At 67.7% G+C, this 22,478-nt stretch carries 20 protein-coding genes; 15 read left to right on the top strand and 5 right to left on the bottom strand.

Annotated elements, in window-relative coordinates; translation table 11 throughout:
* Positions 1-23 precede the first annotated feature (23 nt).
* From moaC to NXI30_26945, 5 genes are all read left to right on the top strand, one after another.
* Positions 24-527: a cyclic pyranopterin monophosphate synthase MoaC gene (moaC, locus tag NXI30_26965; protein ID MCR9097877.1), complete on the top strand. Its 504-nt coding sequence runs from the start codon at positions 24-26 to the stop codon at positions 525-527.
* Positions 528-708: 181 nt separating this feature from the next.
* On the top strand, positions 709-1,380 hold the full coding sequence (locus NXI30_26960) for a sigma-70 family RNA polymerase sigma factor (protein ID MCR9097876.1): 672 nt from the start codon (positions 709-711) through the stop codon (positions 1,378-1,380).
* 1 nt (position 1,381) lies between these two features.
* Positions 1,382-2,380, top strand: coding sequence for an anti-sigma factor (locus tag NXI30_26955; protein MCR9097875.1), 999 nt, complete (start codon positions 1,382-1,384; stop codon positions 2,378-2,380).
* A gap of 154 nt (positions 2,381-2,534) precedes the next feature.
* Positions 2,535-3,305 carry a DNA repair protein RadC gene (gene radC, locus NXI30_26950; protein MCR9097874.1) on the top strand — a complete coding sequence of 257 codons (771 nt, stop codon included), beginning with the start codon at positions 2,535-2,537 and terminating at the stop codon, positions 3,303-3,305.
* Between the two features lie 248 nt (positions 3,306-3,553).
* Positions 3,554-3,949 (top strand): TIGR02266 family protein, encoded by a 396-nt coding sequence (locus NXI30_26945; protein MCR9097873.1) that lies wholly within the window; start codon positions 3,554-3,556, stop codon positions 3,947-3,949.
* 120 nt (positions 3,950-4,069) lie between these two features.
* On the opposite strand, the gene NXI30_26940 is transcribed toward NXI30_26945, so the two are convergent.
* Complete coding sequence (locus NXI30_26940) at positions 4,070-4,525, bottom strand: single-stranded DNA-binding protein (protein MCR9097872.1); 456 nt, start codon at positions 4,523-4,525, stop codon at positions 4,070-4,072.
* A gap of 420 nt (positions 4,526-4,945) precedes the next feature.
* On the opposite strand from NXI30_26940, the gene NXI30_26935 reads away from it, so the two are divergent.
* The 10 genes from NXI30_26935 (at position 4,946) to NXI30_26890 (ending at position 17,723) form a co-directional block, all read left to right on the top strand.
* Positions 4,946-7,441, top strand: a complete 2,496-nt coding sequence (locus NXI30_26935) for a DNA translocase FtsK 4TM domain-containing protein (GenBank protein ID MCR9097871.1) — start codon at positions 4,946-4,948, stop codon at positions 7,439-7,441.
* Between the two features lie 145 nt (positions 7,442-7,586).
* On the top strand, positions 7,587-8,378 hold the full coding sequence (locus tag NXI30_26930) for an outer membrane lipoprotein carrier protein LolA (protein MCR9097870.1): 792 nt from the start codon (positions 7,587-7,589) through the stop codon (positions 8,376-8,378).
* Positions 8,379-8,633: 255 nt separating this feature from the next.
* Positions 8,634-8,960 (top strand): hypothetical protein, encoded by a 327-nt coding sequence (locus tag NXI30_26925; GenBank protein ID MCR9097869.1) that lies wholly within the window; start codon positions 8,634-8,636, stop codon positions 8,958-8,960.
* Between the two features lie 922 nt (positions 8,961-9,882).
* Positions 9,883-11,763, top strand: coding sequence for a proteasome ATPase (gene arc / locus NXI30_26920; GenBank protein MCR9097868.1), 1,881 nt, complete (start codon positions 9,883-9,885; stop codon positions 11,761-11,763).
* Between the two features lie 174 nt (positions 11,764-11,937).
* Positions 11,938-13,422: a depupylase/deamidase Dop gene (dop, locus tag NXI30_26915; GenBank protein MCR9097867.1), complete on the top strand. Its 1,485-nt coding sequence runs from the start codon at positions 11,938-11,940 to the stop codon at positions 13,420-13,422.
* Positions 13,423-13,581: 159 nt separating this feature from the next.
* Complete coding sequence (locus NXI30_26910; GenBank protein ID MCR9097866.1) at positions 13,582-13,791, top strand: ubiquitin-like protein Pup; 210 nt, start codon at positions 13,582-13,584, stop codon at positions 13,789-13,791.
* 89 nt (positions 13,792-13,880) lie between these two features.
* The gene (gene prcB / locus NXI30_26905; protein MCR9097865.1) at positions 13,881-14,684 is read left to right on the top strand and encodes a proteasome subunit beta; all 804 of its coding nucleotides are present in this window, start codon (positions 13,881-13,883) and stop codon (positions 14,682-14,684) included.
* Complete coding sequence (gene prcA / locus NXI30_26900) at positions 14,684-15,385, top strand: proteasome subunit alpha (GenBank protein ID MCR9097864.1); 702 nt, start codon at positions 14,684-14,686, stop codon at positions 15,383-15,385. Before prcB ends, prcA begins: the two co-directional genes overlap by 1 nt.
* A 59-nt stretch (positions 15,386-15,444) precedes the next feature.
* Positions 15,445-16,851: a Pup--protein ligase gene (gene pafA / locus NXI30_26895; GenBank protein MCR9097863.1), complete on the top strand. Its 1,407-nt coding sequence runs from the start codon at positions 15,445-15,447 to the stop codon at positions 16,849-16,851.
* Positions 16,852-17,042: 191 nt separating this feature from the next.
* Positions 17,043-17,723, top strand: coding sequence for a hypothetical protein (locus NXI30_26890; protein ID MCR9097862.1), 681 nt, complete (start codon positions 17,043-17,045; stop codon positions 17,721-17,723).
* A gap of 53 nt (positions 17,724-17,776) precedes the next feature.
* Here the strand turns inward: NXI30_26890 and rffA are convergent, their stop codons facing one another.
* From rffA to NXI30_26870, 4 genes are read right to left on the bottom strand one after another with little or no spacing between them, the layout of a single operon-like run.
* On the bottom strand, positions 17,777-18,946 hold the full coding sequence (rffA, locus tag NXI30_26885; protein ID MCR9097861.1) for a dTDP-4-amino-4,6-dideoxygalactose transaminase: 1,170 nt from the start codon (positions 18,944-18,946) through the stop codon (positions 17,777-17,779).
* Positions 18,943-20,022 (bottom strand): NAD(P)-binding domain-containing protein, encoded by a 1,080-nt coding sequence (locus NXI30_26880; GenBank protein MCR9097860.1) that lies wholly within the window; start codon positions 20,020-20,022, stop codon positions 18,943-18,945. Before NXI30_26880 ends, rffA begins: the two co-directional genes overlap by 4 nt.
* Positions 20,019-21,236, bottom strand: a complete 1,218-nt coding sequence (locus NXI30_26875) for an ATP-grasp domain-containing protein (protein MCR9097859.1) — start codon at positions 21,234-21,236, stop codon at positions 20,019-20,021. The genes NXI30_26880 and NXI30_26875 overlap by 4 nt, the downstream gene beginning before the upstream one ends.
* On the bottom strand, positions 21,233-22,285 hold the full coding sequence (locus tag NXI30_26870) for a glycosyltransferase (protein MCR9097858.1): 1,053 nt from the start codon (positions 22,283-22,285) through the stop codon (positions 21,233-21,235). The genes NXI30_26875 and NXI30_26870 overlap by 4 nt, the downstream gene beginning before the upstream one ends.
* Positions 22,286-22,478: the final 193 nt, after the last annotated feature.

Here is a 22,478-nt window from a genome sequence, read left to right as displayed (position 1 = left end):
ACACGACGAGGAACGAGACGACGATGGGCGACGAGCTGACCCACCTCGATGAACAGGGCCGGGCGCGGATGGTGAACGTCGGCGAGAAGGCGGTGACCCACCGCGTCTGCATCGCCCGGGGCGAGGTCCGGATGCAACCCGAGACCCTCTCGCGGATCGTCGAGGGCCGCGTCGCGAAGGGCGACGTCCTGGCGACGGCGCGAATCGCGGGGATCCAGGCGGCCAAGCGGACCGGGGAGTGGATCCCGCTGGCGCATCCGATGCCGATCGACTCGGTCGAGGTCGTGCTCGAGCCCTCGCCGGAGGGCGACGCGCTCCGGATCGAAGCCCGAGTCGAGGCCCACTGGAAGACGGGGGTGGAGATGGAGGCGCTGGTCGCAGCGTCGGCGGCCGGGCTCACGGTCTACGATATGTGCAAGGCGGTCGACCGGGAGATGGTGGTCGACCGGGTCCGGCTCGTCGCCAAGCAGGGCGGCAAGAGCGGGGTCTTCGTGCGGGATGGCGAAGAGGTCGATCTGGACGGATAGGCGCCCGGGAACGGGTCCCGTCGGGCGCGAGGGCGGGCCCCGCGGGGCCTCGGTCGGGTCCGAGGAGCGTGAAATGGGCGAGAAACGCTCCACGGACCCGGAAGAACGCGAAAAAGGACCGCTTTCGCAGGAACCCGGATCCGAAGGCCGGGGTCTGTCCGCGCAGAGGCAGACACCGACCATGGCATACGAAATCGTCGAGAGAGGTCCGATGGTGAGTGGTACGAACCCGCTGGCGCGTGAGAAGAACGCGCCCCGCGTGGTCGTCGAGGATCCCGATCGGGAGCTCATCGTCGCATGGCAGGCGGGCGACGAGTCCGCGTTCGAGGAGCTGATCCGGCGTCACGAATCGCGCGTCTATCGCCTTCTCTACCGCATGATGGGGAACAAGGAAGACGCCGAGGACCTGACCCAGGAGACCTTCCTGAGTCTCCACCGCCACGGCCACCGCTTCCGAGCGGAGGCGCGTTTTTCGACCTTCGTCTACCGCGTCGCCGCGAACGCCGCGCTCAACCGTCGCCGTTCCTACGGCCGCGGGCGCGCCCGGATCGACAAGCTGAAGACGCGGCATGACGCCGGCGACGACCTGCCGAGCGCGCCGCGCAATCCCGAGGACGCCACGCTCGGGACCGAGCTCTCCGGTCACGTGCGGGACGCGCTCGAGAACCTCTCGCCTTCCCTGCGGATGCCCGTGATCCTCTACGACATCGAGGGCCTCGCCTACGGCGAGATCGCCAAGGTGCTCGGCATCGCCGAGGGCACCGTCAAATCCCGAATCCACCGCGCACGCCAGGCGCTGCGCGAAGAACTGAAGGGCTTGCTGGGCAACGATCCGCAGGCCGAGGGTCTCTAGAGTGAATCACGCGGACGTGAAGAAGAGCCTGGCCGACTACCTGGAAGGGGACCTCTCCCTCGAAGATCGCGCCCTCGTCGATGCCCACCTGGACGGTTGCGAGGAATGCGCCGTCGAGGTCGCCGAGCTCGAGCAGACGATCCTGATCCTGCGGTCGATGCCAGAGCCCGAGACGCCGCCCATGATCGCCGCGAACGTGATGCGACGGATCCGCGCGGGTGAGACGGAGCCCGGCTTCTTCGAGCGGATTCGGCGCGGCGTGACGAGCGTCCTCGAGCCGAGCTTCATGCTTCCGGCCTCCGCGGTCGCTGCGGCGGCGTTGGTCGTCGTGGCGATCCAGGACCCCGGGCGCTTCGGCCTCGATGATCTTCGGACGCCCGCCGCCGAAGGCGTCGGCGAGCCGGTCGTGGCGCTCGAGGCCCGCACGCCGATTCCGATGACGGTGATGTCGACTGCGCGGGGGACCGCCGATTCAGCGACCGCTGCGGCCCGCGCGCGGACGCGCGATCAGGTGCAGCTCTTTCGGGGGGCCGCGCCCGCCGAGCGAAGCGGGCACCTCTTCGCCGGGGCCGCGCCGCCGCCGGCCTTCGTCCTCGACGCGACGCCCCGAACCGTGACGCGCGGCACGATCGACGTCCGCAATCAGGCGGTGCCCGTCGCGGCGCCGATTCCGCCGGGCATGATGCCGCTGCGCGGTGACGCGGGCACGGATCGCGCCTTCGATGCGGTCCACACCGGCGCAACCGCCGTCGGTGAGGATCCGCGGGACGCTTGGATCGCCCTCGGCCTCGACCGCCCCGCTGATTTCGCGCGCTTCCTCGCGGGCAAGACCCTGGCGGAGCAGGAGCTCTGGGTCGAGCGGCTCGCCGATCGTGCGGAGTCCCGTGGACTGCTCGACGAGCTGGTCCAGGCGCTCGAGGCCGCGCCGACCGAGGTCGCCGCGCTGCTGGCCGCGGACTTCGTGGCCGAGGCTGGTCAGCTCCGCGCCGAAGCACGTTAGGCCGAGCGCGGCCGGTCTTCGGCCCGGGTCGCCCCCGCGCGGTCCGATCGGACTCCGTCGTCGGGCCGTCACGCCCCGATCGTGATCTCCGGTTCTCTCGCTTTCTGCCCTCTGGATCGCCGCCTAGCTTGCGTCCCCAACGAGGGGGGGCGCGATGCGGTCCAGAGGAGCGATCGAAGGGGGCGAGGCCGAGAGGGGGCGCCAGCGGAGCGGAGCCGCGCCGGTACCCGTCCGTGCCGGCGTCTCGCGACGCGAGACGCCCGGCGGGCCGAGGGAACGACTCGCGTCCGTCGGTGCATCGGCGCTCGCGGAGGCCGAGTTGGTCGCGCTCCTGTTGCGGACCGGGCGCCGGGACCAGGACGCCGAAGCGATCGCGCGGATGCTCCTCGGAGAACGGGGTGGGCTCGACGGGCTCGCGACCTCGACCTGGGTGGAGCTCGCGAACGGCCCGGGGATCGGGCCCGCGAAGGCGGCCAGCCTCGCGGCGGCCTTCGAGATCGCGCGGCGTCTCGCGGAGGTGCCGTTGGTGGTCGGTCAGCCGATCGGCGGGCCGGACGACGTGGAGCGCCACTTCCTGCCGCGGCTCGGTCGCCGCGATCGGGAGTCCTTTCACGTACTTCTGCTGGACGGCCGTCACCGGCTGATTGCCGAGGACGAGGTCTCGGTCGGAACGTTGACGGCGAGTCTGGTCCACCCGCGCGAGGTCTTCCGCGGGGCGGTGCGGGCCGCGGCGGCGGCGATCGTGCTCGTCCACAACCACCCGAGCGGCGACCCCAGCCCGAGCGCCGAGGATCGCTCGGTGACCCAGCGCCTGGCGGAATCGGGGCGTCTCCTGGGGATCGAAGTCCTCGACCACGTCGTGGTCGCCCGCGGCGGCCACTTCAGCTTCCGTGCGGCCGGCGAGCTGGGGGCGCCGGTTCCGTGATGGGGCGTGGCCTCTCGAGACCCGCGCCGCATGCGTCGCCATTATCTGGCCAGCTCCCCGAGAGTGCCCCGCGAGCGCCTCGAGAGTGCCGTGAGAGCGCCCCGAGGGGGTCTGTGATCCCACGGTCTAAAGGAGGAGGGGCAGGGCGGTCGATGAAGGGGGCCGGACCAGCGTCTTCGCACGCGGAGCACGGTGCGAGCGCGCCCTGCCCAGCGGCCGGACGCGTGATCCACGGGAGAACCAGCGGCATGGCCCGAGTCAGCATGGAGGCCCATGAGGCCCGAGACGGCACGGCGATCGAAGACGCCGTCGACCGCCGCCGTGCCGGTCGTGCGCCGGTCACCGTGCGGATCGACTACGCGACCGTCGACGAGATGTTCTCCGAGTTCACGCGAGACATCAACGAAGGCGGCCTCTTCATCGAGACCGACAAGCCTCACGAACCGGGGACCGAAGTGTCGATGCAGTTCAACCTGCCCGGCAGCGATTTCGCGCTCAAGACCGTCGGTCGCGTCGTGCGCGTCACGCCCTCCGCATCCGGCCGGCCCGGCGGCATGGGCATCGAGTTCGACGAGCTCACTCCGGACGATCGCACCCGGATCGACCAGATCGTCCGCGCCCTCCGCGCCAACGGCGCCGCCTGACGCACCCTCATGCCCGCGTGACGCCCCGTCTGCCCGCATGCCGACGCAGCGGTTCCGCTTCGACGGCGTCGACTGACGAGCACCCTGCCACGCAACCAGCAGGGCGCCCAACGCCGCAACTCAGAAGGGGATGTCGTCGTCCACCGGCGGTCCGGCGTCCATGGGCGCGTCGTTGCGCGTCCCGCCGCCTCCACCGCCGCCGCCCGAGTAGCTGCCGCCGCCTCCACCCCCGCCGCCGCCGTCGGTGCGCGGGCCGATGAAGTTGACGTTGCTGGCGTTGATCTCGGTCGTGTACCGCTTGTTGCCGTCCTTGTCTTCCCACTCGCGGGTCTGGATCCGACCCTCGACGTAGACGGTCCGGCCCTTGGAGAGGTACTGGTTGCACATCTCCGCCTGCCGACCCCAGACGACGATCCGATGCCACTCGGTGCGTTCCTGGCGCTCGCCGCTCTTGTCGGTCCAGCTCTCGCTGGTGGCGAGCGTGAAGTTCACGACGGCCTGACCGTTGGGGGTGTGTCGGAGCTCGGGATCGCGTCCGAGATTGCCGACGAGAATGGCTTTGTTGACACCTGCCATGGTGGGGGCTCCATCGGGACCTGATTGGGAATCCGGGAACGGATTCGAGGGGGAAGGGGGGCTCGGGGTCCGGGCCAAGTGTCCCGTCGTGGCCGAAAGGCGTCAAGGGAGGAACGGCCCGACCCTTTTCGCCAACGGGGGGCCACGGTATCCTGAAACGATTGTTCTCACCGGGGGGTGAGATCTCGATTCGAGCGCGTCGGATGCGGCACCGGAAAGCCTTGCCTGGGTTTTCGGCCGGCCGAGGACGGCGTGGAACGTGAGACACCAGAGGCAGGGGCGCCCTCGCTCGAAGAGGGTCTGCGCCGCGCATCCGGTCTCGTGTTCCGTCCGTGATCGACGATGAGAACCGAGGACCTTCGCCCCCCGATCGTCGACGCCGAACACGGTGATCGACCGCAGGTGTTCAGGGGGGCGACGATGGCCAAGGCGGCGGCGAAGTCGCGCGCGAAGCGGGGCGGGCGCAAAGCCGAGGAGCGCAGCGAGGACGGTCCGGTCCTCGTCGCAGCGGGCTCCGAGATCGCGGGCCTGGTGCTGATCGGGCTCTCGCTCCTGGCGACCCTGGCCCTGGCGACCTACGCGCCGTCGGACCCGATCGGACAGCTGGTCGAAGTCTCGAATCGGGCGGGACCGGTCGGCGCCACCCTCGCCGGCGGGCTCCTGCGCGGTTTCGGCGCCGGCGCGATCGTCTTCGTCGCGGCCTGCGCCTTTCTCGGGGGCCGTCTCGTGATGAGCCTCGGGATGCCGGGGCTCCTTTCGCGCTTCTGGATCGGTGCGGTCGTGTTGATCCCGACCGTCGCCCTGCTTCCGCCGTTGCTCTATCGCCTGGCCCCCGAATCCGTGCCGTGGGTGGAGCCCGGCTGGCTGGGTGGGAACGGTGCGGATTTCCTCACGCTCCTCTTCGGAACGGCGGGTGCGCTCGTCCTGACCGGTCTCGGTCTCGCCGTCGGGGTGCTCTCGTTGACCGGCGTCTCGAGCGGCGCCGTGCTGGGCGCCCTCGGGCGCGCGGCCGTCTGGTCGATCGAGCGCGCGATGGCCTTCGGAGAATGGGTGATGCGGAGCCTGCGGCGCGCGATGGACTTCGCCGTCCATCTCACCCGCGCGACGATCGCCGGAGCCGGGCGTGCCGTCCGCCAGACCCGCGAGGCGATCACGCAGATCTCCGTGCGTCGCGAGCAGCGGGCGCGTCGCGAGCGCGTACAGGAGCGGCGCGAGCCCGAGCTCAGCTTCGAGGAAGAAGTGCGCGAGCAGGAGGAGCCCGCTTCGCCGGTCGATGTGCTCGCGGAGCCCGAGGAGAAGCCGGCGCCGGCCGCGCGACGGATGCGGCCAGGTGAAGAGCCCGACATCGTCGACCACGACGAGGAGCGCAAGCGCAAGCGGAAGCCCGAGCAGGAGGCCTTCCAGTTCAACGAGAACGGGCCGCGCGGCCCGTTCCAGCTCCCGGACGTCGCGATCTTCGAAGCGCCGCCGGACGGCGAGCGGACCTACGACCGCGATTCGCTGCTCATGAACTCGAAGATCCTGGAGAAGAAGCTCCAGGACTTCGGCGTGACCGGGCGCGTGGTGCGCGTCCATCCCGGCCCCGTCATCACGATGTACGAGTACGAGCCGGCGGCGGGCATCAAGGTCAACAAGATCGTCGGCCTGACCGACGACCTGACGATGGCCCTCCGCGCGATCTCGATCCGGATCATCGCGCCCCTGCCCGGCAAATCGGTCGTCGGGATCGAGGTCCCGAATCCCCAGCGAGACACGGTCTACCTGCGCGAATGCCTCGAGTCCGACAGCTTCCGCAAGAGCAAGGGCAAGCTCGCGGTCGCGATGGGCAAGGACATCTTCGGCAACTCGGTGACCTCGGATCTCGCGAAGATGCCGCATCTGCTGGTGGCCGGGTCGACGGGCACGGGCAAGTCGGTCTTCCTGAACTCGTTCCTCTGCTCGCTGCTCATGCGCGCCACGCCGAACGAGCTCAAGCTCCTCATGGTCGATCCCAAGATGCTCGAGCTGTCGATCTACGACGGGATCCCGCATCTGATCGCGGACGTCGTGACGAGCCCGAAGCGCGCGGCGGCGGCGCTCCAGGGCGTCGTTCGCAAGATGGAAGAGCGCTACCAGATGATGAGCGCGACCGGCGTGCGCAACATCGATCAGTTCAACGAGAAGGCGCGGAAGATGATCGAGGAGGGCGAGGAGTCCTTCGAGTTGAAGCTGAAGCCGGGCCAGACCACGCCGGAAGAGATCGAGTGGCAGGAGCTGCCCTACATCGTCGTCGTGATCGACGAGCTCGCCGATCTGATGATGTCCTCCGCCAAGGAGGTCGAGGAGTCGCTCCAGCGCCTCGCGCAGATGGCGCGCGCCGCCGGCATCCACCTCGTGCTGGCGACCCAGCGACCGAGCGTCGACGTCCTCACCGGCGTGATCAAGGCGAACTTCCCGGCCCGCGTATCCTTCCAGGTCTCGAGCGGCACCGACTCGCGGACGATTCTCGACCAGAAGGGCGCGGACGACCTGCTGGGCATGGGCGACATGCTCTTCCTCCCGCCGGGAACGGCGGTGCTCCAGCGGATCCACGGGCCCTTCGTGAACGAAACGGAGGTCCACGACCTCGTAGCCTTCCTGAAGGACCAGGGACGACCGGTCTTCGACGACGACCTGATGCGGGCGAGCGAGGAGGCCGCGACGATCGAGAGCCGGGGCGAGGACGTCGACGAGATGTTCGACCAGGCGGTCGAGATCGTCGCGACGACGCGGAACGCATCGATCTCCTACGTCCAGCGCCGCCTCAAGATCGGGTACAACCGGGCCGCGCGGATCATCGAGCAGATGGAGCTCGAGGGCATGATCGGTCCGCAGATCGGATCGAAGGGCCGCGAGGTCCTGCTGCCGACGCCCGCGGTGGAAGAAGAGATCGACTAGACCTTCGCCTGCGGGCGCTCGGCGAGCCTGGATCGCATTCGGGCATTCGAGGGCGAGATCGGCCGCCTGGCGGCGCTCCGCACGGGAGCTCCGCGTGCGGGCGTGCGGCGGCTGAGTGCGCCCCTTGCGACTGGAGAGCGAGACCATGGCGATCGTAGGAGGAGGCGTGCGTGCGTTGCGCGCGATGATGGCGACGGGGCTCGTCGGGCTGAGCACGGCGGGTGCGTTCGCCGGGGAAGAGGCCGTCGAGGCTGCCTGCGCGCCGCGGGCCGGGGCGGAGGCCGCGGCGCTCGTCCAGAGCCGCTACGACGGCATTCGCGATCTCGCCGCCGCGTTCGAGCAGGAGAGCCAGTCGGCGACCTTCGGTGGGCGAGCGTTGATGGATTCGGACGTGAAGCGGGGCGAGGTCGTCTTCGCCAAGCCCGGGCGGATGCGATGGCGTTACGCCGACCCGGAGCCGAGCCTCGTCGTCAGCGACGGCGAGACGCTCTGGATCCACGACATCGAGGGCGGGACCGCCACCCGCCTCGAAGTCACCGCCGGCTACCTGAGCGGCGCCGCGCTCCAGTTCCTGCTCGGGGACGGGAAGATCGTGGACGCCTTCGACGTCGAAGCGACGCGCTGCACCGCCGAGCGGGTGGACCTCACCTTGCTTCCGCGCGAGGACGCAACCTACGAGCGCCTCGGGCTGGTTGCGGATCGGAAGACCGGAGACATCGTCGCGACGTCGGTCGTCGACCTCTTCGGCAACGAGACGATCATCCGCTTCCGGGACGTTCTCGTGAACCAGGCGCCGCCGGATTCGACCTTCGCCTTCGATCCGCCCGAAGGCGTCGAGCTGATCGACTACGCGGCGGGAGCAGCCGGCGCCGAAGGGGCGCTGGACGCCGATGCCGGCTGGCCCAGTCCGGAAGGCGGGGACGCGAGCACGCGCTGAAGGCGCTCGCGAAGGTGATCCCCCGCCGGAGGCCACCGGAGCGACGCGGTTGGGCACTTTGGTTCCGCGCATCGGCGCGCGCGCACGACAGTGCGAAGCGAACGGTGCGCATCCTGCTCGTAATCCGTGCGTAGATCGGCGCCGGCGCGATTTCGACGATTTCGTCCGATTTCCGGCATCCGAGTGACCCCGCTGCCACCTCGGTTGGCAGTCCGAATCGCCGAAACCGGCTCGGGGGCGCAGGTGACTCACTTCATGCGGACCGCTCTCGACGGCCCGACCCGCGCGAGGACGAGTGCACCGATCGGGGCCGAGGTGTTCGCATCGGAACGCTTTACTCAAGATAAAACAGGAGTTTATGAGGATTTCTGCAGATTCGGTCCGGTTGACAGGGGTGGCTTCGTCGATACACTCGAAAAAAGCGAAAACGGCTTCAAATTCGAGGAGTTCAAGAGGTTTCCACCTTCGCGCTGCGTCTGCTTCGCGCATAACATCGTCGTCGTCGAGGGATCGAGGCGGACGAGCCGGGCGAAAACCCGGGGCGGAGAGAGCGAATACGGACGCATGGGCCGTGTTCGTTGATCCGCGAGACAGCGCGATCGACCGTGAACGCGACAACGCGGCAACGCGAAGAGGGAGATCGCACCCAGCACGAGCGAGAAGCGCGCCGAGAGCGGGCTCTCGCCCGCCTGGCAGGACGAGACGCAGGACGACGCGACCCGACACGTCCCTCTGATCCCCCCGATCACCCACGGAGGACCCCTGCAGCGCAGGGAGGCGGTTCCGACCGGTACGGAAATGAGCGAACTCGCGAGACCGAGTACGGGCTCGACCGGCGCAAACGGCCACCCCGAGCAGAGGTGCCGACAGCGGAGGAAGGGAAAGCGGGAGGAATGCTAGGCCTGCCCGGGACGACGGGGAGCGAGGGACACGAGACCCTCGCCGACGGTGTGCTTCGGTCGCCGACCGGAGGCCTGCGTGCGGCCCGGCTGCCCCGTTGCTTCCAATCGCCCTACGTCCGTCCGAGTCACCCCGAGGCGCGTCCATCCGCCCGTTTTGCCAGTCTTTTTCCGGTCACCTGCTCACCCCGCACGAGGCCGGATTCCACTTCACGGAGCGCGCCCGCTCCGCCCGCGAGGACCGCTCGCGAGGCTCCCATCCCCCGCCCCCCGGCGACTCACTCGAGACTGCCCGATCGTCGAACCGTCGCGCCCACCCGGCGCTCGATGAGTCGGCTGCGGCGGATAGAGTGCAGGTTGCGCCACGCAATTCTGGAGGGGGCACGGCGAAAGCCGGCACACCCCTTGCAGTACTGGACGGGTGAGGGATGGGGCCATTTCGACTCCGCACGTTTCTGCGGAGTGGGCGGCCCGGGCAAGGCAAAGGAGAGATCGCAATGAGCGAACATGATTCGGACTCTTCCCGAGGCGGCGGCGCTTCCGGGGGCAGCGGCGCCGAATCGCAGGGCGGAGGCTCTGGCCGGAAGGGATTCGTGCGCGACGTGATGCGTCGGATCAATCCCTCCGGTGGAACCGGCTCGGCGAGCGGACGCCCGGAAGAGGGAGAGTTCGCCCAGGGTGGCTCGCCGGAGTACGGCGGTGGCGACGCCCCGCACCCCGGCAGCGGTCGTTCCGACGTTTCCGGTCGTTCTGACGTTTCCGGTCGCTCTGACAGCGAAGCCGAACGCCTGCAGGACGCGATGCGCTTCTTCGGCAGCGACTCGAACGAGTTCCGGCACCGGCTCGACCGGATGCTGGCGGACTTCGAGACGCTGCGACGACGCTATGACCAGGCGCGCACCCAGCACCGGGACGCCGAACGGCAGAACGAGAAGCTGGTGGCGATGCTCCAGGAGGCGAAGCAGCAGATCGAGCTCTTGAAGGAAGAGGTCGACAAGCTCTGCGCTCCGCCCAACACCTACGGGATCTTCCTCCGGGCCAACAAGGACGGGACCAGCGAGATCCTGATGGACGGCCGTCCGATGCGCGTGAACGTGCATCCGAACCTGGATCCGTTCCAGCTCGACGAAGGTCAGTACGTCGTCCTCAACGAGGCGTTCAACATCATCGAAGGCGCCGAGTACACCCAGCGCGGTGAGGTCTGCACGGTCGTCGACTCGATCTCCGACAGCCGCGTGATCGTCAGTGGACACACCGACGACGAACGGGTGGTCACCCTCTCCGAGCCGCTGCGCCGGGAGACGATCAAAGTCGGCGACCCGCTTCTCGTGGACATGCGAACCATGTACGCCTTCGAGAAGCTGCCGAAGTCGTCGGTCGAAGAGGTGATGCTCGAGGAGATCCCGGACGTCACCTACGAAGACATCGGGGGCCTGGGCGACCAGATCGAGATCCTGCGGGATTCGGTCGAGCTGCCCTATCTCCACCCGGAGGTCTTCCTGGAGCACAAGCTCAGCCCGCCGAAGGGCATCCTGCTCTACGGCCCGCCCGGCTGCGGCAAGACGCTGATCGCGAAAGCGGTGGCGAACAGTCTGGCCAAGCGGATCGAGTCCCGGACGGGGAAGGCCACCACGGCGTACTTCCTGAACGTCAAGGGCCCGGAGCTGCTCAACAAGTACGTCGGCGAGACCGAGAGCAAGCTGCGCGAGGTCTTCAAGAAGGCCCGCGACAAGGCCAGCCAGGACGTGCCGGTCGTCGTCTTCTTCGACGAGATGGACTCGCTCTTCCGCATGCGCGGATCGGGCGTCTCCTCGGACATGGAGGCCACGGTCGTGGCCCAGTTCCTCTCGGAGATCGACGGCGTCGAATCGCTCCAGAACGTGATCGTGATCGGCGCCTCGAACCGTCAGGACCTGATCGACCCCGCGGTGCTCCGCCCGGGTCGTCTGGATCTGAAGGTCAAGGTGTCGCGACCCGATCGCGATTCGGCCATCTCGATCCTCGAGAAGTACATGACCGACGATCTCCCGCTGCACGAGACCCTCGTGAGTCGCTTCGACGGCGACCGCGAGAAGGCGTGCAAGGGCATGATCATGGAGGTCGTCGACAACATGTACTCCGAGGGGGACGAGAACAAGTTCCTCGAGGTGACCTACGCCAAGGGCGAGCGCGAGATCTTCTACTTCAAGGACTTCTCCTCCGGCGCGATGCTCGAGAACATCGTCGCCCGCGCCAAGCGCAAGGCCGTCAAGCGCTTCCTCGAAGGGGGCGACCACGGCATCACGGCCGACGACCTGATCGAGTCGGTGCGCGAGGAGTTCAAGGAGAACGAGGATCTTCCGAACACCACGAATCCGGACGACTGGGCCCGGATCTCCGGCCGGAAGGGCGAACGGATCATCAACGTCCGAACGCTCATCACCGGCATGGAGCGCAAGGAAGAGAGCATCGAGAACGTCTCCGCCGGCCAGGGGCAGTACCTCTGACCTCCGGCTGAGCGGAGACCGACCCTTCGGGTCGGTGGACAGCCGAGCGGGAACCAGAGCACGGTCACCCGACCCATTCCACCGCCGGATCGCCGAGCGGGCCCGTCACCGGGCCCGCCGGTTCCGGCCCTTCAGACCGAGCGCGGGTGGCGCGCTCAGGAGCTTCGATTCGAGATGGCGATTCCCACTGTCATGGGTACCGAGATCGAGTTCGGGATCATGGTCAAGAACGACCCCGACTTCGACCCCATCTCGTCCTGCGTCCTGATCGTGAACGCCTATCGCGAGGACCCGGACGGCAGGATCCTGTGGGACTACGACCAGGAGAACCCGCTCGCGGATGCGCGCGGGTTCCAGGTCGAGGGCGAGAAGTACACGCCCAACCAGCAGGAGAACATCGCCCGCAACAAGACGCTGATCAACGGCGCGCGCTACTACGTCGACCACGCCCATCCGGAGTATTCGAGCCCGGAGGTGACCAACGCCCGCGACCTCGTGATCCACGAGAAGGCGGGAGAGCGCGTGATCGAGATCAGCCGCCGAGAGGCGAACCAGCTGCTGCCGGAGGGCGCGCAGATGCTGATCTACAAGAACAACAGCGACCGCAAGGGCAACAGCTACGGCTGCCATGAGAACTACCTCATGGATCGCCGCACGTCCTTCAAGCAGGTCGTCGAGCCGCTGCTCCCCTTCTTCTCGACGCGCCAGATCTGGTGCGGTGCCGGCAAGGTCGGCAGCGAGAACCGAAGCCACCCGTGCGACTACCAGCTCTCCCAGCGCGCCGACTTCTTCGAGACCGAGGTCGCGCTCGACACGATGGTCAAGCGACCGATCGTGAATACCCGTGACGAGCCCCACGCGGATCGCGAGAAGTACCGCCGACTCCACGTGATCGTGGGGGACTCGAACATGAGCGAGTACACGATCTATCTGCGCAACGGGGTGACGGCGCTGATCCTGTCGATGATCGAGGACGGTGCGATCACGAAGGACCTTTCGCTGCGCGATCCGGTCAAGGCGATCCGCGAGGTCTCCCACGACGTGGGTCTGAAGCAGGAGCTCACGATGGACGACGGAACGTCGAAGACGGCGCTCCAGATCCAGAGCGAGTTCTACGAGATGATGCTCGCCTATACCTCCTCGCGCTCATTGGATCCCATCCAGAAGGACGTGATCCAGAAGTGGGGCGAGGTCCTCGAGGCGCTCGGCGACGACCCGATGAAGCTCGACACCCGGATCGACTGGGTGATCAAGAAGCGACTCATCGAGGGCTACATGGACCGCAAGGGCCTCGGCTGGGACGACTCCCAGGTCCAGATGCTCGACCTCCAGTACCACGATTCGCGCCCGGACAAGGGGCTCTACTACCTGCTCGAACGACAGGGCAAGGTGGAGCGGATCGTGACCGACGAGGAGATCCAGCACGCGGTCTACAACGCGCCCCAGGACACCCGGGCGTTCTTCCGCGGCGAATGCCTCAAGCGCTATCCCGGCGAGGTCTTCGGCGTGAACTGGGACTCGATCTCGTTCGGTCTCGAGGACGAATCGATCAAGCGCGTCATGATGGCGGAGCCCCTCAAGGGCACGAACGAGATCGTGGGCGGGCTGCTCGACAAGTCCGAGACGGCGGCGCAGCTGCTCGAGAACATGGGGTCCTGACTTCAGCTTGCGCGCCTGCGGCGCGCGGACAGGAAGGGCCGGAGAGCTGATCAGCTACGATTCAGTGCCGGCCCGGAGGTAGAAAGAATGGCGAACTTCACCACGATCGAACGGCTGCGAGAGCGCTCCCACGAGGAGGATCTGCCGATCTTCTCCGCGATGGCGGAGAAGGGCGGGCAGACCCAGAAGAACAAGGGCGGCGGCAGCGACGACGGCGACGAGGCGTCCGGCGACGGCGGTCAGAAGCTCAAGGAGAAGGGCGAGGATCTCAAGGAGGACATGGACAACCTCCTCGACGAGATCGACTCGGTCCTCGAAGAGAACGCCGAAGAGTTCGTGAAGAACTACGTCCAGCGCGGCGGCGAATAGGACAGACCATCGCGGCTGCGCCTCGATGACAGATCGACGCGTCGTGCGAGCGACGGACGTCACTTAGAACGGTTACTGAGGGGGGTAAAGTGCCGGTTCAGGGCAACTACCAGGGTTCGAGCTTCTTCGAGCTCCTACGGGTCGACCATCCGCATCTCGCGCCGGATCTGTCGGCGTGGGGCGAGAGCGCCGTGAACTTCGGCGCGGGAGAGGTTCCGCACGGGACGACCGTGCTGACCATGAAGTTCGGCGACGGCGTCCTGGTCGCGGGCGATCGCCTCGCGACGGCGGGCCACTCCGTGGCTTCGCGCGATGTCGTGAAGGTCTTCGAGACGGATCCCTACTCGGTGATGGCGATCTCCGGCGCGGCCGGGCCGTGCATCGAGATGGCCCGCATCCTGTCGGTCGAGCTCGAGCACTACGAGAAGCTCGAGGGCGAGTCCCTCGAGCTCGAGGGCAAGGCCAACAAGCTCTCCCAGATGATCCGCGCCAACCTGCCGGCCGCGATGCAGGGCCTCGCGGTCGTGCCGCTCTTCGCCGGCTACGACACGCGCCGGAAGACCGGGCGCCTCTGGAAGTTCGACATCACGGGCGGTCGCTACGAGGAAGGCGAGTTCGATGCGACGGGCTCGGGTGGCCTCTTCGCTCGGGAATCGCTGAAGCACGGTTGGGCCGCCGACCTGTCGCGCGACGACGCGGTCAAGGTCGCCGTCGCGGCCCTGACGGCCGCTGCGGACGAGGACCGGGCGACCGGCGGGGTCGATCTCGAACGCGGGATCTACCCGATCATCAAGGTCTGCGACCGGAACGGACACAGCGACGCGAGCGAGCAGGAAATCGCCGCGTGCTACCGCGCGATTCTCGATGCGCGCGCTGCAGGAGGGAACCTCTGATGTCGATGCCCTTCTACGTCTCGCCTGAACAGGTCATGGCCGACAAGGCCGAGTTCGCCCGCAAGGGGATCGCTCGCGGCAAGTCGATCGTGGCCCTCGAGCATCAGGGCGGTGTGCTGCTGATGGCCGAGAACGCGACTTCGCTCAACAAGATCGGAGAGATCTACGACCGGATCGCCTTCTGCGGTGTCGGGAAGTTCTCCGAGTTCGACCAGCTGCGGAAGGTCGGCGTTCGCTACGCGGACACCACCGGCTATGCCTACAGTCGAGAAGACGTGCGCGGCCGGGGACTCGCCAATGCGTTCTCCCAGGTCATCGGTGAGGTCTTCACCCGGGAGATCAAGCCGCTCGAGCTCGAGATCATCGTGGCCGAGGTCGGCGACGATCGGTACGAGGACCACAAGTCGAACTCGCTCTACCGGATCAAGTACGACGGGTTCATCAGTGATCATCCCGGCTTCGTCGCAATCGGCGGGAACGTGGAAGAGGTCGAATCGGTTCTCAAGAACGACTATCGCGACGGAATGCCCGCGGGGGAGGCGACCCAGCTGGGGCGGCGAGCCCTGAGTGCGGGAGCAGAACGAAGTTCTGAATTGGATGCAGGCAGCCTGGAAGTCTGCCTCCTGGATCGGGAAAGGACCGGCCGCAAGTTCTGCCGCCTTTCTGCCGATGAAGTTCAAGGTATGCTCGACGGTAGCTAGCGGCGTGCTCTCGCCCCCGGCACGGTCGTAGCGGCCAGACGGCTGTCAGGCGGTAATTCGTGCAGAAGCGCATTTACGGGATCGAGACCGAGTACGGGATCATCTTCACGCCGGAGGGGCGGAAGACCCTGCCGGTCGAGAAGGCGATCCGCTTCCTCTTCGAGAAGCTCATCACGACGGAACACTTCCTGAACGTGTTCCTCGAGAACGGCGCTCGGTTCTACCAGGACACCGGCTGTCACCCCGAGTACGCGACGCCCGAGTGCATCTCGCCGAGCCAGCTCATCATCTACGACAAGGCCGGTGAGCGGATCCTCGAAGATCTCCAGATCTACGCCGAGGAGAAGATCCGCGAGGAACGGATCGCCGGGAAGCTCTCGATCTTCAAGAACAACACCGACTTCGTCGGGAACAGCTACGGCTGCCACGAGAACTACCTCGTCGACCGCGACGTGGACTTCTACTACCTGGCCGAGCAGCTGATTCCGTTCCTCGTCACGCGCCAGATCTACACCGGTGCGGGCAAGGTCTTCCAGACCCAGGACGGGATCCACTACTGCGTGTCCCAGCGCGCGCAGCACATCTACCAGAAGATCTCGGGCACGACTACCAATGACAGGTCGATCATCAATACCAGGGACGAGCCGCACGCGGACCGCGAGAAGTATCGCCGCCTGCATGTGATCGTCGGTGACTCGAACATGAGCGAGTACACCAACTTCGTGAAGGTCGGTACGGCTTCGGTCGTCCTGCAGATGATCGAAGACAACTACATCAACAAGGACTTCACGCTTCGCAATCCGGTCAAGGCGATCAAGGACATCACCTACGACTCGACCTGCAAGCGGCGTCTGCGCCTCGACAATGGCCGCGAGTACTCGCCGATCGAGATCCAGCGCGAATACTGCGAGATGGCCCAGAAGTACATCGAGCAGTACCCGGTGACCGAGGACCACAAGAAGGCCGTGCACATGTGGCAGCACGTGCTCGACTGCCTCGACACGGACCCGGAGAAGCTCGATCGCCAGATCGACTGGGTGATCAAGCGGAAGCTGATCCAGAGCTGGGTGGACAAGCACGACACGACGTGGACCGATCCGCGCGTGCTGATGCTCGACCTCCAGTACCACGACCTGCGTCGCGAGCGCAGCCTCTACTACCTGCTCGAGCGCAAGGGGGCGGTCGAACGTCTCTTCACCGACGAAGAGGTCGATGCCGCGAAGACCGCGCCGCCGCCGGACACGCGGGCCCGGATGCGCGGTGAGTTCATCAAGCTCGCCCGCGAGAACTCGATCCAGTACGACCTCGACTGGTCGAACATCCGCCTCGGCAACCTCCTGAACGTCCGCGTCATCTGTAACAATCCATTCGAGACGGATACGGAGAAGGTCGCGGAGCTCGTGCGCACGATTCAGAAGACGAATCTGCGCAAGACCTCGCTCTCGAAGCTCGTCATCCAGAGCTGATCAGTTCACGAGGTCGGCGGGCCTGTGGCCCGGCGACCGCGTGAACCAGGCTCGCCGCGTCGCGCGGAGCGCGACCCGGCCTCGACTCGCCGAGAACCGGCCCGGCGGGACGCGTGTTCAGGGCGCCGCCTCGGGGTTGTGCTGACATTCGTGCAGTGTGGTCGTATCCTTCGTCGTGAAGGAGGTCGGTCATGCCGGATTCCTCACGCGTCTCGTGGATCCCCGTCCTCGTCCTGCTCGCCTCGCTGGCGGGCTGCGCGCCGCCTCCCCCGGAGCGGGCGCCCGATCGGATCCAGCTCCGGCCCCTTCCCGGCCTCTCGCGGGTCGACGTACCGATCCCCGGCGTGCTCGACCTGCGATCGGATCACCGGATCTCGGGGTACGACGAGATCCTCGTCGAAGACTCCCGCCTGCTGTACCGCCCGGGGTCGATCGAGCTGACGCAGGAGGCCGAACGTGTGTTTCTCGAGCTCCTGCAGGCCTCGCTCGTCGAGGCCGTCGAGGCGAGCGGGATCCCGCTCGCGGCCGAGCCCGGACGCTGCGCGATGGAGGTCGGGTTCCGCGTGGTGGACCTCGACCTCGAGACCGCCGAATACTCTCCGGAACTCGCCGAGATGGTCGTCGAGATGGTCTTTCGGGACAGCCTCAGCGGCGACGCCCTCCTTCGATACGCGCGGGGCGCTCGAATCGAACACCCCGCGATGGGCGCGACGGACGACGAGCAACTCCGTCGCGGGCTCGCGCGAATCGTCGTCGACATGGACGTGACGACGGTCTTGCGGCCCGCTGGCCTGGCGACCGATCTCCGGATCGCGGGCTGCGAGGGCCGGTTGGGGGCTCGCGGGCGGGCCATCAACGCGGGGACGCTCTAGGAGGGCCGAGCCTCGGTGGCCCGGGCACGTCACCGACGCCGCGGTGTAGACGGCTAGGGCAGCGGCACCCAGCTCGTGCCGCGGGCGCGCAGGTAGCGCCCGACTTCGTCGGCGACCCGGTCGATGTCGGTGGGGCCGAGCTCGTAGTGCATCGGCATTCGCAGGAGCCGGTCGCTGACTGCATCGGTGACCGGGAGCGGCGTGTCGTCACAGCCGAGTCGTCGCCCCATCGGCGACGAGTGAAGCGGCACGTAGTGGAAGGCGGACCCGATGTTCGCCTCTTCGAGATGTGCGATCAGGCCGTCGCGGGTCTCGCGGTCCGGCAGCAGGAGGAAGAAGCCGTGGGCGTTGTGGCGCGCGTCGGCCGGGATGCGCGGCAGACGTGCGAGCTCTTCGCGCTCGAGATCGTCCATCACCTCCTGGTATCGCGCGTGGATCGCGAGGCGCTTCTCGAGGAGCGAGTCCATCTGGTCGAGCTGCGCCTTGAGGAAGGCGCAGACCAGGTCACTCGCGGCGAACGAGGAGCCCGTGTCGACCCACGTGTACTTGTCGACGAGTCCCTCGTCGAAGCGGTAGCGGTCGGTGCCCTTGTCGCGGATGATCCGCGCGCGGTCGAGGAGGGTGGGGTCGTTGACGCAGAGCGCGCCGCCTTCGCCGGCGATGTAGTTCTTGGTTTCGTGGAAGCTGAAGCAGCCGAGCTGCCCGATTCCGCCGAGGGGGCGGTCGCCGAGGAAGGCGTTCACGGCGTGGGCGGCGTCCTCGACGATCGTGATGCCGCCCGGTGCGGCCATTCGATGGAGCGTCTCGAGGTCGCACCCGACACCTGCGTAGTGGACCGGGATGATCGCGCGGGTCCGCGGGCCGATCGCCTGCTCCACCTTCTTCGGGTCGATGTTGAAGGTGTCCGGACGGATGTCGACGAACCGAGGGGTCGCGCCGGTTCGGGCGATGGCCGTGGCGGTCGAGACGAAGGTGAACGAAGGGAGGATCACTTCGTCGCCGGGCCCGATGTCGCAGAGCATCATCGCGAGCTCGAGGGCCGCGGTGCCGGAGCAGGTCATCAGGACGTTGTCGATCCCCAGGCGATCCTGGAGGAGCTCTTCGCAGGCGCGCGTGAAATGGCCACCCCCGGCGAGATGACCGAGATCGATCGCCTTCCGGATGTTGTCGAACTCGGCGCCCGTCAGATGAGGGCGGTTGAACGGGATGCGAGCGACCGTCATGACGCCTCCGATGAGCTTCGCGCGGCCAGACGCGCCGCGAGGGCGCGCGCGTCCCGGCGGATCCCGCGGAGCATGCGACTCGTGAAATCCTTCTGCTGGTCGAGTCCGAGGAAGAAGAGCCCCGGCGCATCGACCGACTCCATCTCGTGCATCTGCGGCAGGCCGCTCTCGGCGTCGCGCCGGACGAGTCCGTCGAGATGATCGAGGGCGGGTCGGTACCCGGTCGCCCACAGTACGGCGTCGAAGACGTCGTGCTCACCGCCCACGAAGAATACGGTGTCGTCTTCGAAGGAGGCGACGTCGGGACGGGTCGCGATCCGGCCGGACTCGATCAACTCCTTCGCGCGACCGCCCTGCATGGGGTGGCCGGAGTCTCGCGCCGCGAACTCGGGATCGCGGAGCCGCCACGATTCGTAGGGATAGTAGGCCCGGAAGCCGAGTCGCTGGACCCTGGGCGAGAAGCCGAACTCGATCGGGTCGCGATGTGAGATCGTGACGTCGAAGCCGGCGTCGTGGAGCTCGACGCCGATCTGTCCGGCGGTGATGCGCGCGCCGACGATCAGGATTCGACCCGTCTCGCCGGCGAGACGATCGCGGACCGCGTCGGGGCTGTCGTACTCGGGGACCGTCATCTGGAGGAGCTTTGCGGTGTCCGCACCGGGTCGGAACGGGACGAAGGGTCGGCAGAAGTAGCCGGTCGCGTTGACGACGCTCCGGGATTCGAGCTCTCCGGCATTCGTCTCGATCCGGAACCCTCCGCCTGGCTGCGCGACGACGCGAGAGACGTCGACGCCCGACTCGATCTCGAGATCGTTCCGGGTCGCGAACTCGACGACGTGATCGTAGAAACGAGCGCGGGTCCAGATCCGGTCCCACTCGACGAATCCGACCTTCGTGTCGCCGAGCACGCTCGCGCCGACGGGCGAGTTGAGCCGCATGTCGCGGGGCATGCGACGCCAGCTGTCCCCCGGCCCCTCGCCGCGTTCGAGCAGCCGGAAGCGAATGCCCGAAGAGGTGAGCGCCTGCGCCAGGTTCAGTCCCGCAGGACCGGCACCGAGGATCACGACGTCGATCACGGTCGGACCTCGGGCGCGGCGGCGATCCCGGTCGGTTCGATCCACGGGGCGAGCGCGGTCTCGAGGGCCTGCGCCGCGACGTCGAAGGAGGTCTCTTCCAGGTCGAAGAGGGCGCGTCCGATCTGATGGCCGCTGTCGCGCAGGGCCTGGACGGGATCGCCTCGCCGCAGGTCGAGCTCCAGCTGCGCGAGACCCGGGACGGAGCGACGAATCGCGTCCAGGTCGAAATCGCGCTCCAGGACGCCATGGCGACCGGCCGCGAGGACGAAGCTCGCTCCGCGGCGCGTGGCCGAGGCTTCGACGCGGGGACGCTCGCCCAGGGCGGAGGCGATCGTCGCGCGGAAGAGATCGACGCCATGGGTCCAGGCCGCGAGCTGCGGGATCCAGTTCCCGCCGAGGCGGGGTGCGATCTCGAGCAGGACCGCCGTGCCCGCGCCGTCGATGCGGACGTCGAAGTTGACCGGGCCGTCGGTGTAGCCAGCGTGCTGGCAGTGGCGTTCGACCAGCGACCCGAGCGCCTCGACCCGTTCCGTTCGGAGCCGTGTCGGCATGACGTGTCCTCGCACGATCGCGCCGGCCATGACCTTGTCCGTCACGAAGAGCGCCGTGACGCGGCCGTCCTCGATCCAGGCGTCCCCGCCGTGTTCGAGACCGTCCACGAAGCGCTCGACGATCACTTCGCCCTCGAAGCCGATCGCGGCCGCTTCCTCGATGGCGCGGGCGAGGGTCGCGGTGTCTTCGGCGCGGACGCGCACGACCCCGCGTGAGCCCGAGCGGTCGGTCGGCTTCACCACCAGGTCGCCGCCCAGCTCCCGTGCTCGCTCGAGGAGCGTGGGCGAGGGCGCGCCGGTCACGAAGTCCGGGCACCCGAGGCCGCCGTCCGCCTGAAGCGCTCGGAGGTTCGACTTGGGGTGCCAGAGCTCGAGCGTCTTCGTTCGAACGCCGGGGAGGTCGAGGGCTTCGACCGTCGCAGCGAGGGCCGGCAGGGCGACGTCCGAGCAGGAGGAGACGACCGCGTCGACGTGCTCCCGCCGCGCGAGCTCGACGACACCGGCCACGTCTCGCGTGCTCACGTCGAACGCGGCATGCGCCGCCGCGTGGGCCGGGTTCGAAGGCACGTTGTCCGCCGTGAGGACACGATGACCCGCCGCTCGAGCCGCTCGGACGAGGGGCGCCTGGAGGGCGCTCGCGCCCAGCACGAGGACGGTCTTCATCGCTCGACCTCGCGTGTCGGCGCACCGGCCGCACCCAGCTCGAGCTCGACGGGACCGCGCTCGTCGGTCGAAGCGCGCACGACGTAGCGCGGTGTCCCGGAGAGCTGGACGACGAGCCGCATGACGTACTCGCCCATGACTCCGAGGGAGAGCAGGATCGTGCCCGAGAGGAAGGTGAGGAGGAGGACGAGGGTCGTGAATCCGGGCTCCTGGATCGATCCGCGCAGCCAGGAGAGGAACGAGTAGACACCGAACGCGAGGGAGCCCGCGGAGACGGTGAGGCCGAGCAGACTGACGGCGCGCAGGGGGATGGCGGAGCCGTCGAAGATCTCGCTGAGCACGATCCCGACGAGCTGGGAGAGTCGGTAGCCGCTGCGGCCGTGCGCCCGCGCGTGGTGCTCGATGTCGATGTTCATGAGGCGCCGCGTGTGCATCAGGATGATCGACGGGAAGACGGGGTCGATCGCACGGCTGCGAACGAGCGTATCGACGAGGGGGCGGCTCAGGATGCGGTAGCTGGTCGTCTCCAGATCGGCGGGGCGGTCGTACACGCGCTCCTGGATCCACGCGAAGAGCCGCGATCCGGCGTTGCGGAACGGACTGTGCTGCTTCTTCGGGTAGCGCCCGATGATCGCGTCCATCTCGGGGTGGGCGAGGGCGGCATCGAAGAAGCGGGGGAGCTCGCTCGGGGCGGTCTGGAAGTCGTCGTCCATCGTGACGACCCAGTCGCCGCGACTCGCCTCGAGCCCGGCCATCAGCGCCCGGTACTGGCCGACGTTCCACTGGAGCCCGAGGCCGCGAACGAAGTCGCATTCCCGGGCGATCCGCTCGATCGCCGCCCACGTCTCGGTGTCGGGCGAGGCATCGTCGACGAGAACGAGCTCGAGCGAGTCGAGGCGATCCCCCGCGTGCGCGGCGATCTCCTTGACGAGGTCGGCCAGCCAGGCGCCGCTCCGATAGCAGGGGATCACGACCGACCACTGCGGGCGTCGATCGAGGTCGACTGCGATCCTTCGTCTCGCCGCTTTCTCGGGGATCTCTCCAGGCATCGGGGCTCGCTCCGTCGCTAGAGGAGTGGCACGATCGAGGCGCTTCGCGTCGGCCGGATCGTGTGTTTCGAGGGGAAACGCGTGACTTGCTTCTTCGGGGCGCTTGCGCTGCGCATGAAAGGCGTCTGATCTGATGCCCGTCCGCCCGCCCATTCCTGTTCGCGTACGAAGGTGCCGCCGTCATGCAGCCGGA

Source organism: bacterium, assembly GCA_024742285.1.
Classification (GTDB): domain Bacteria; phylum Myxococcota_A; class UBA9160; order UBA9160; family UBA4427; genus UBA4427.
This window is presented reverse-complemented; position numbering and strand designations above follow the sequence as displayed.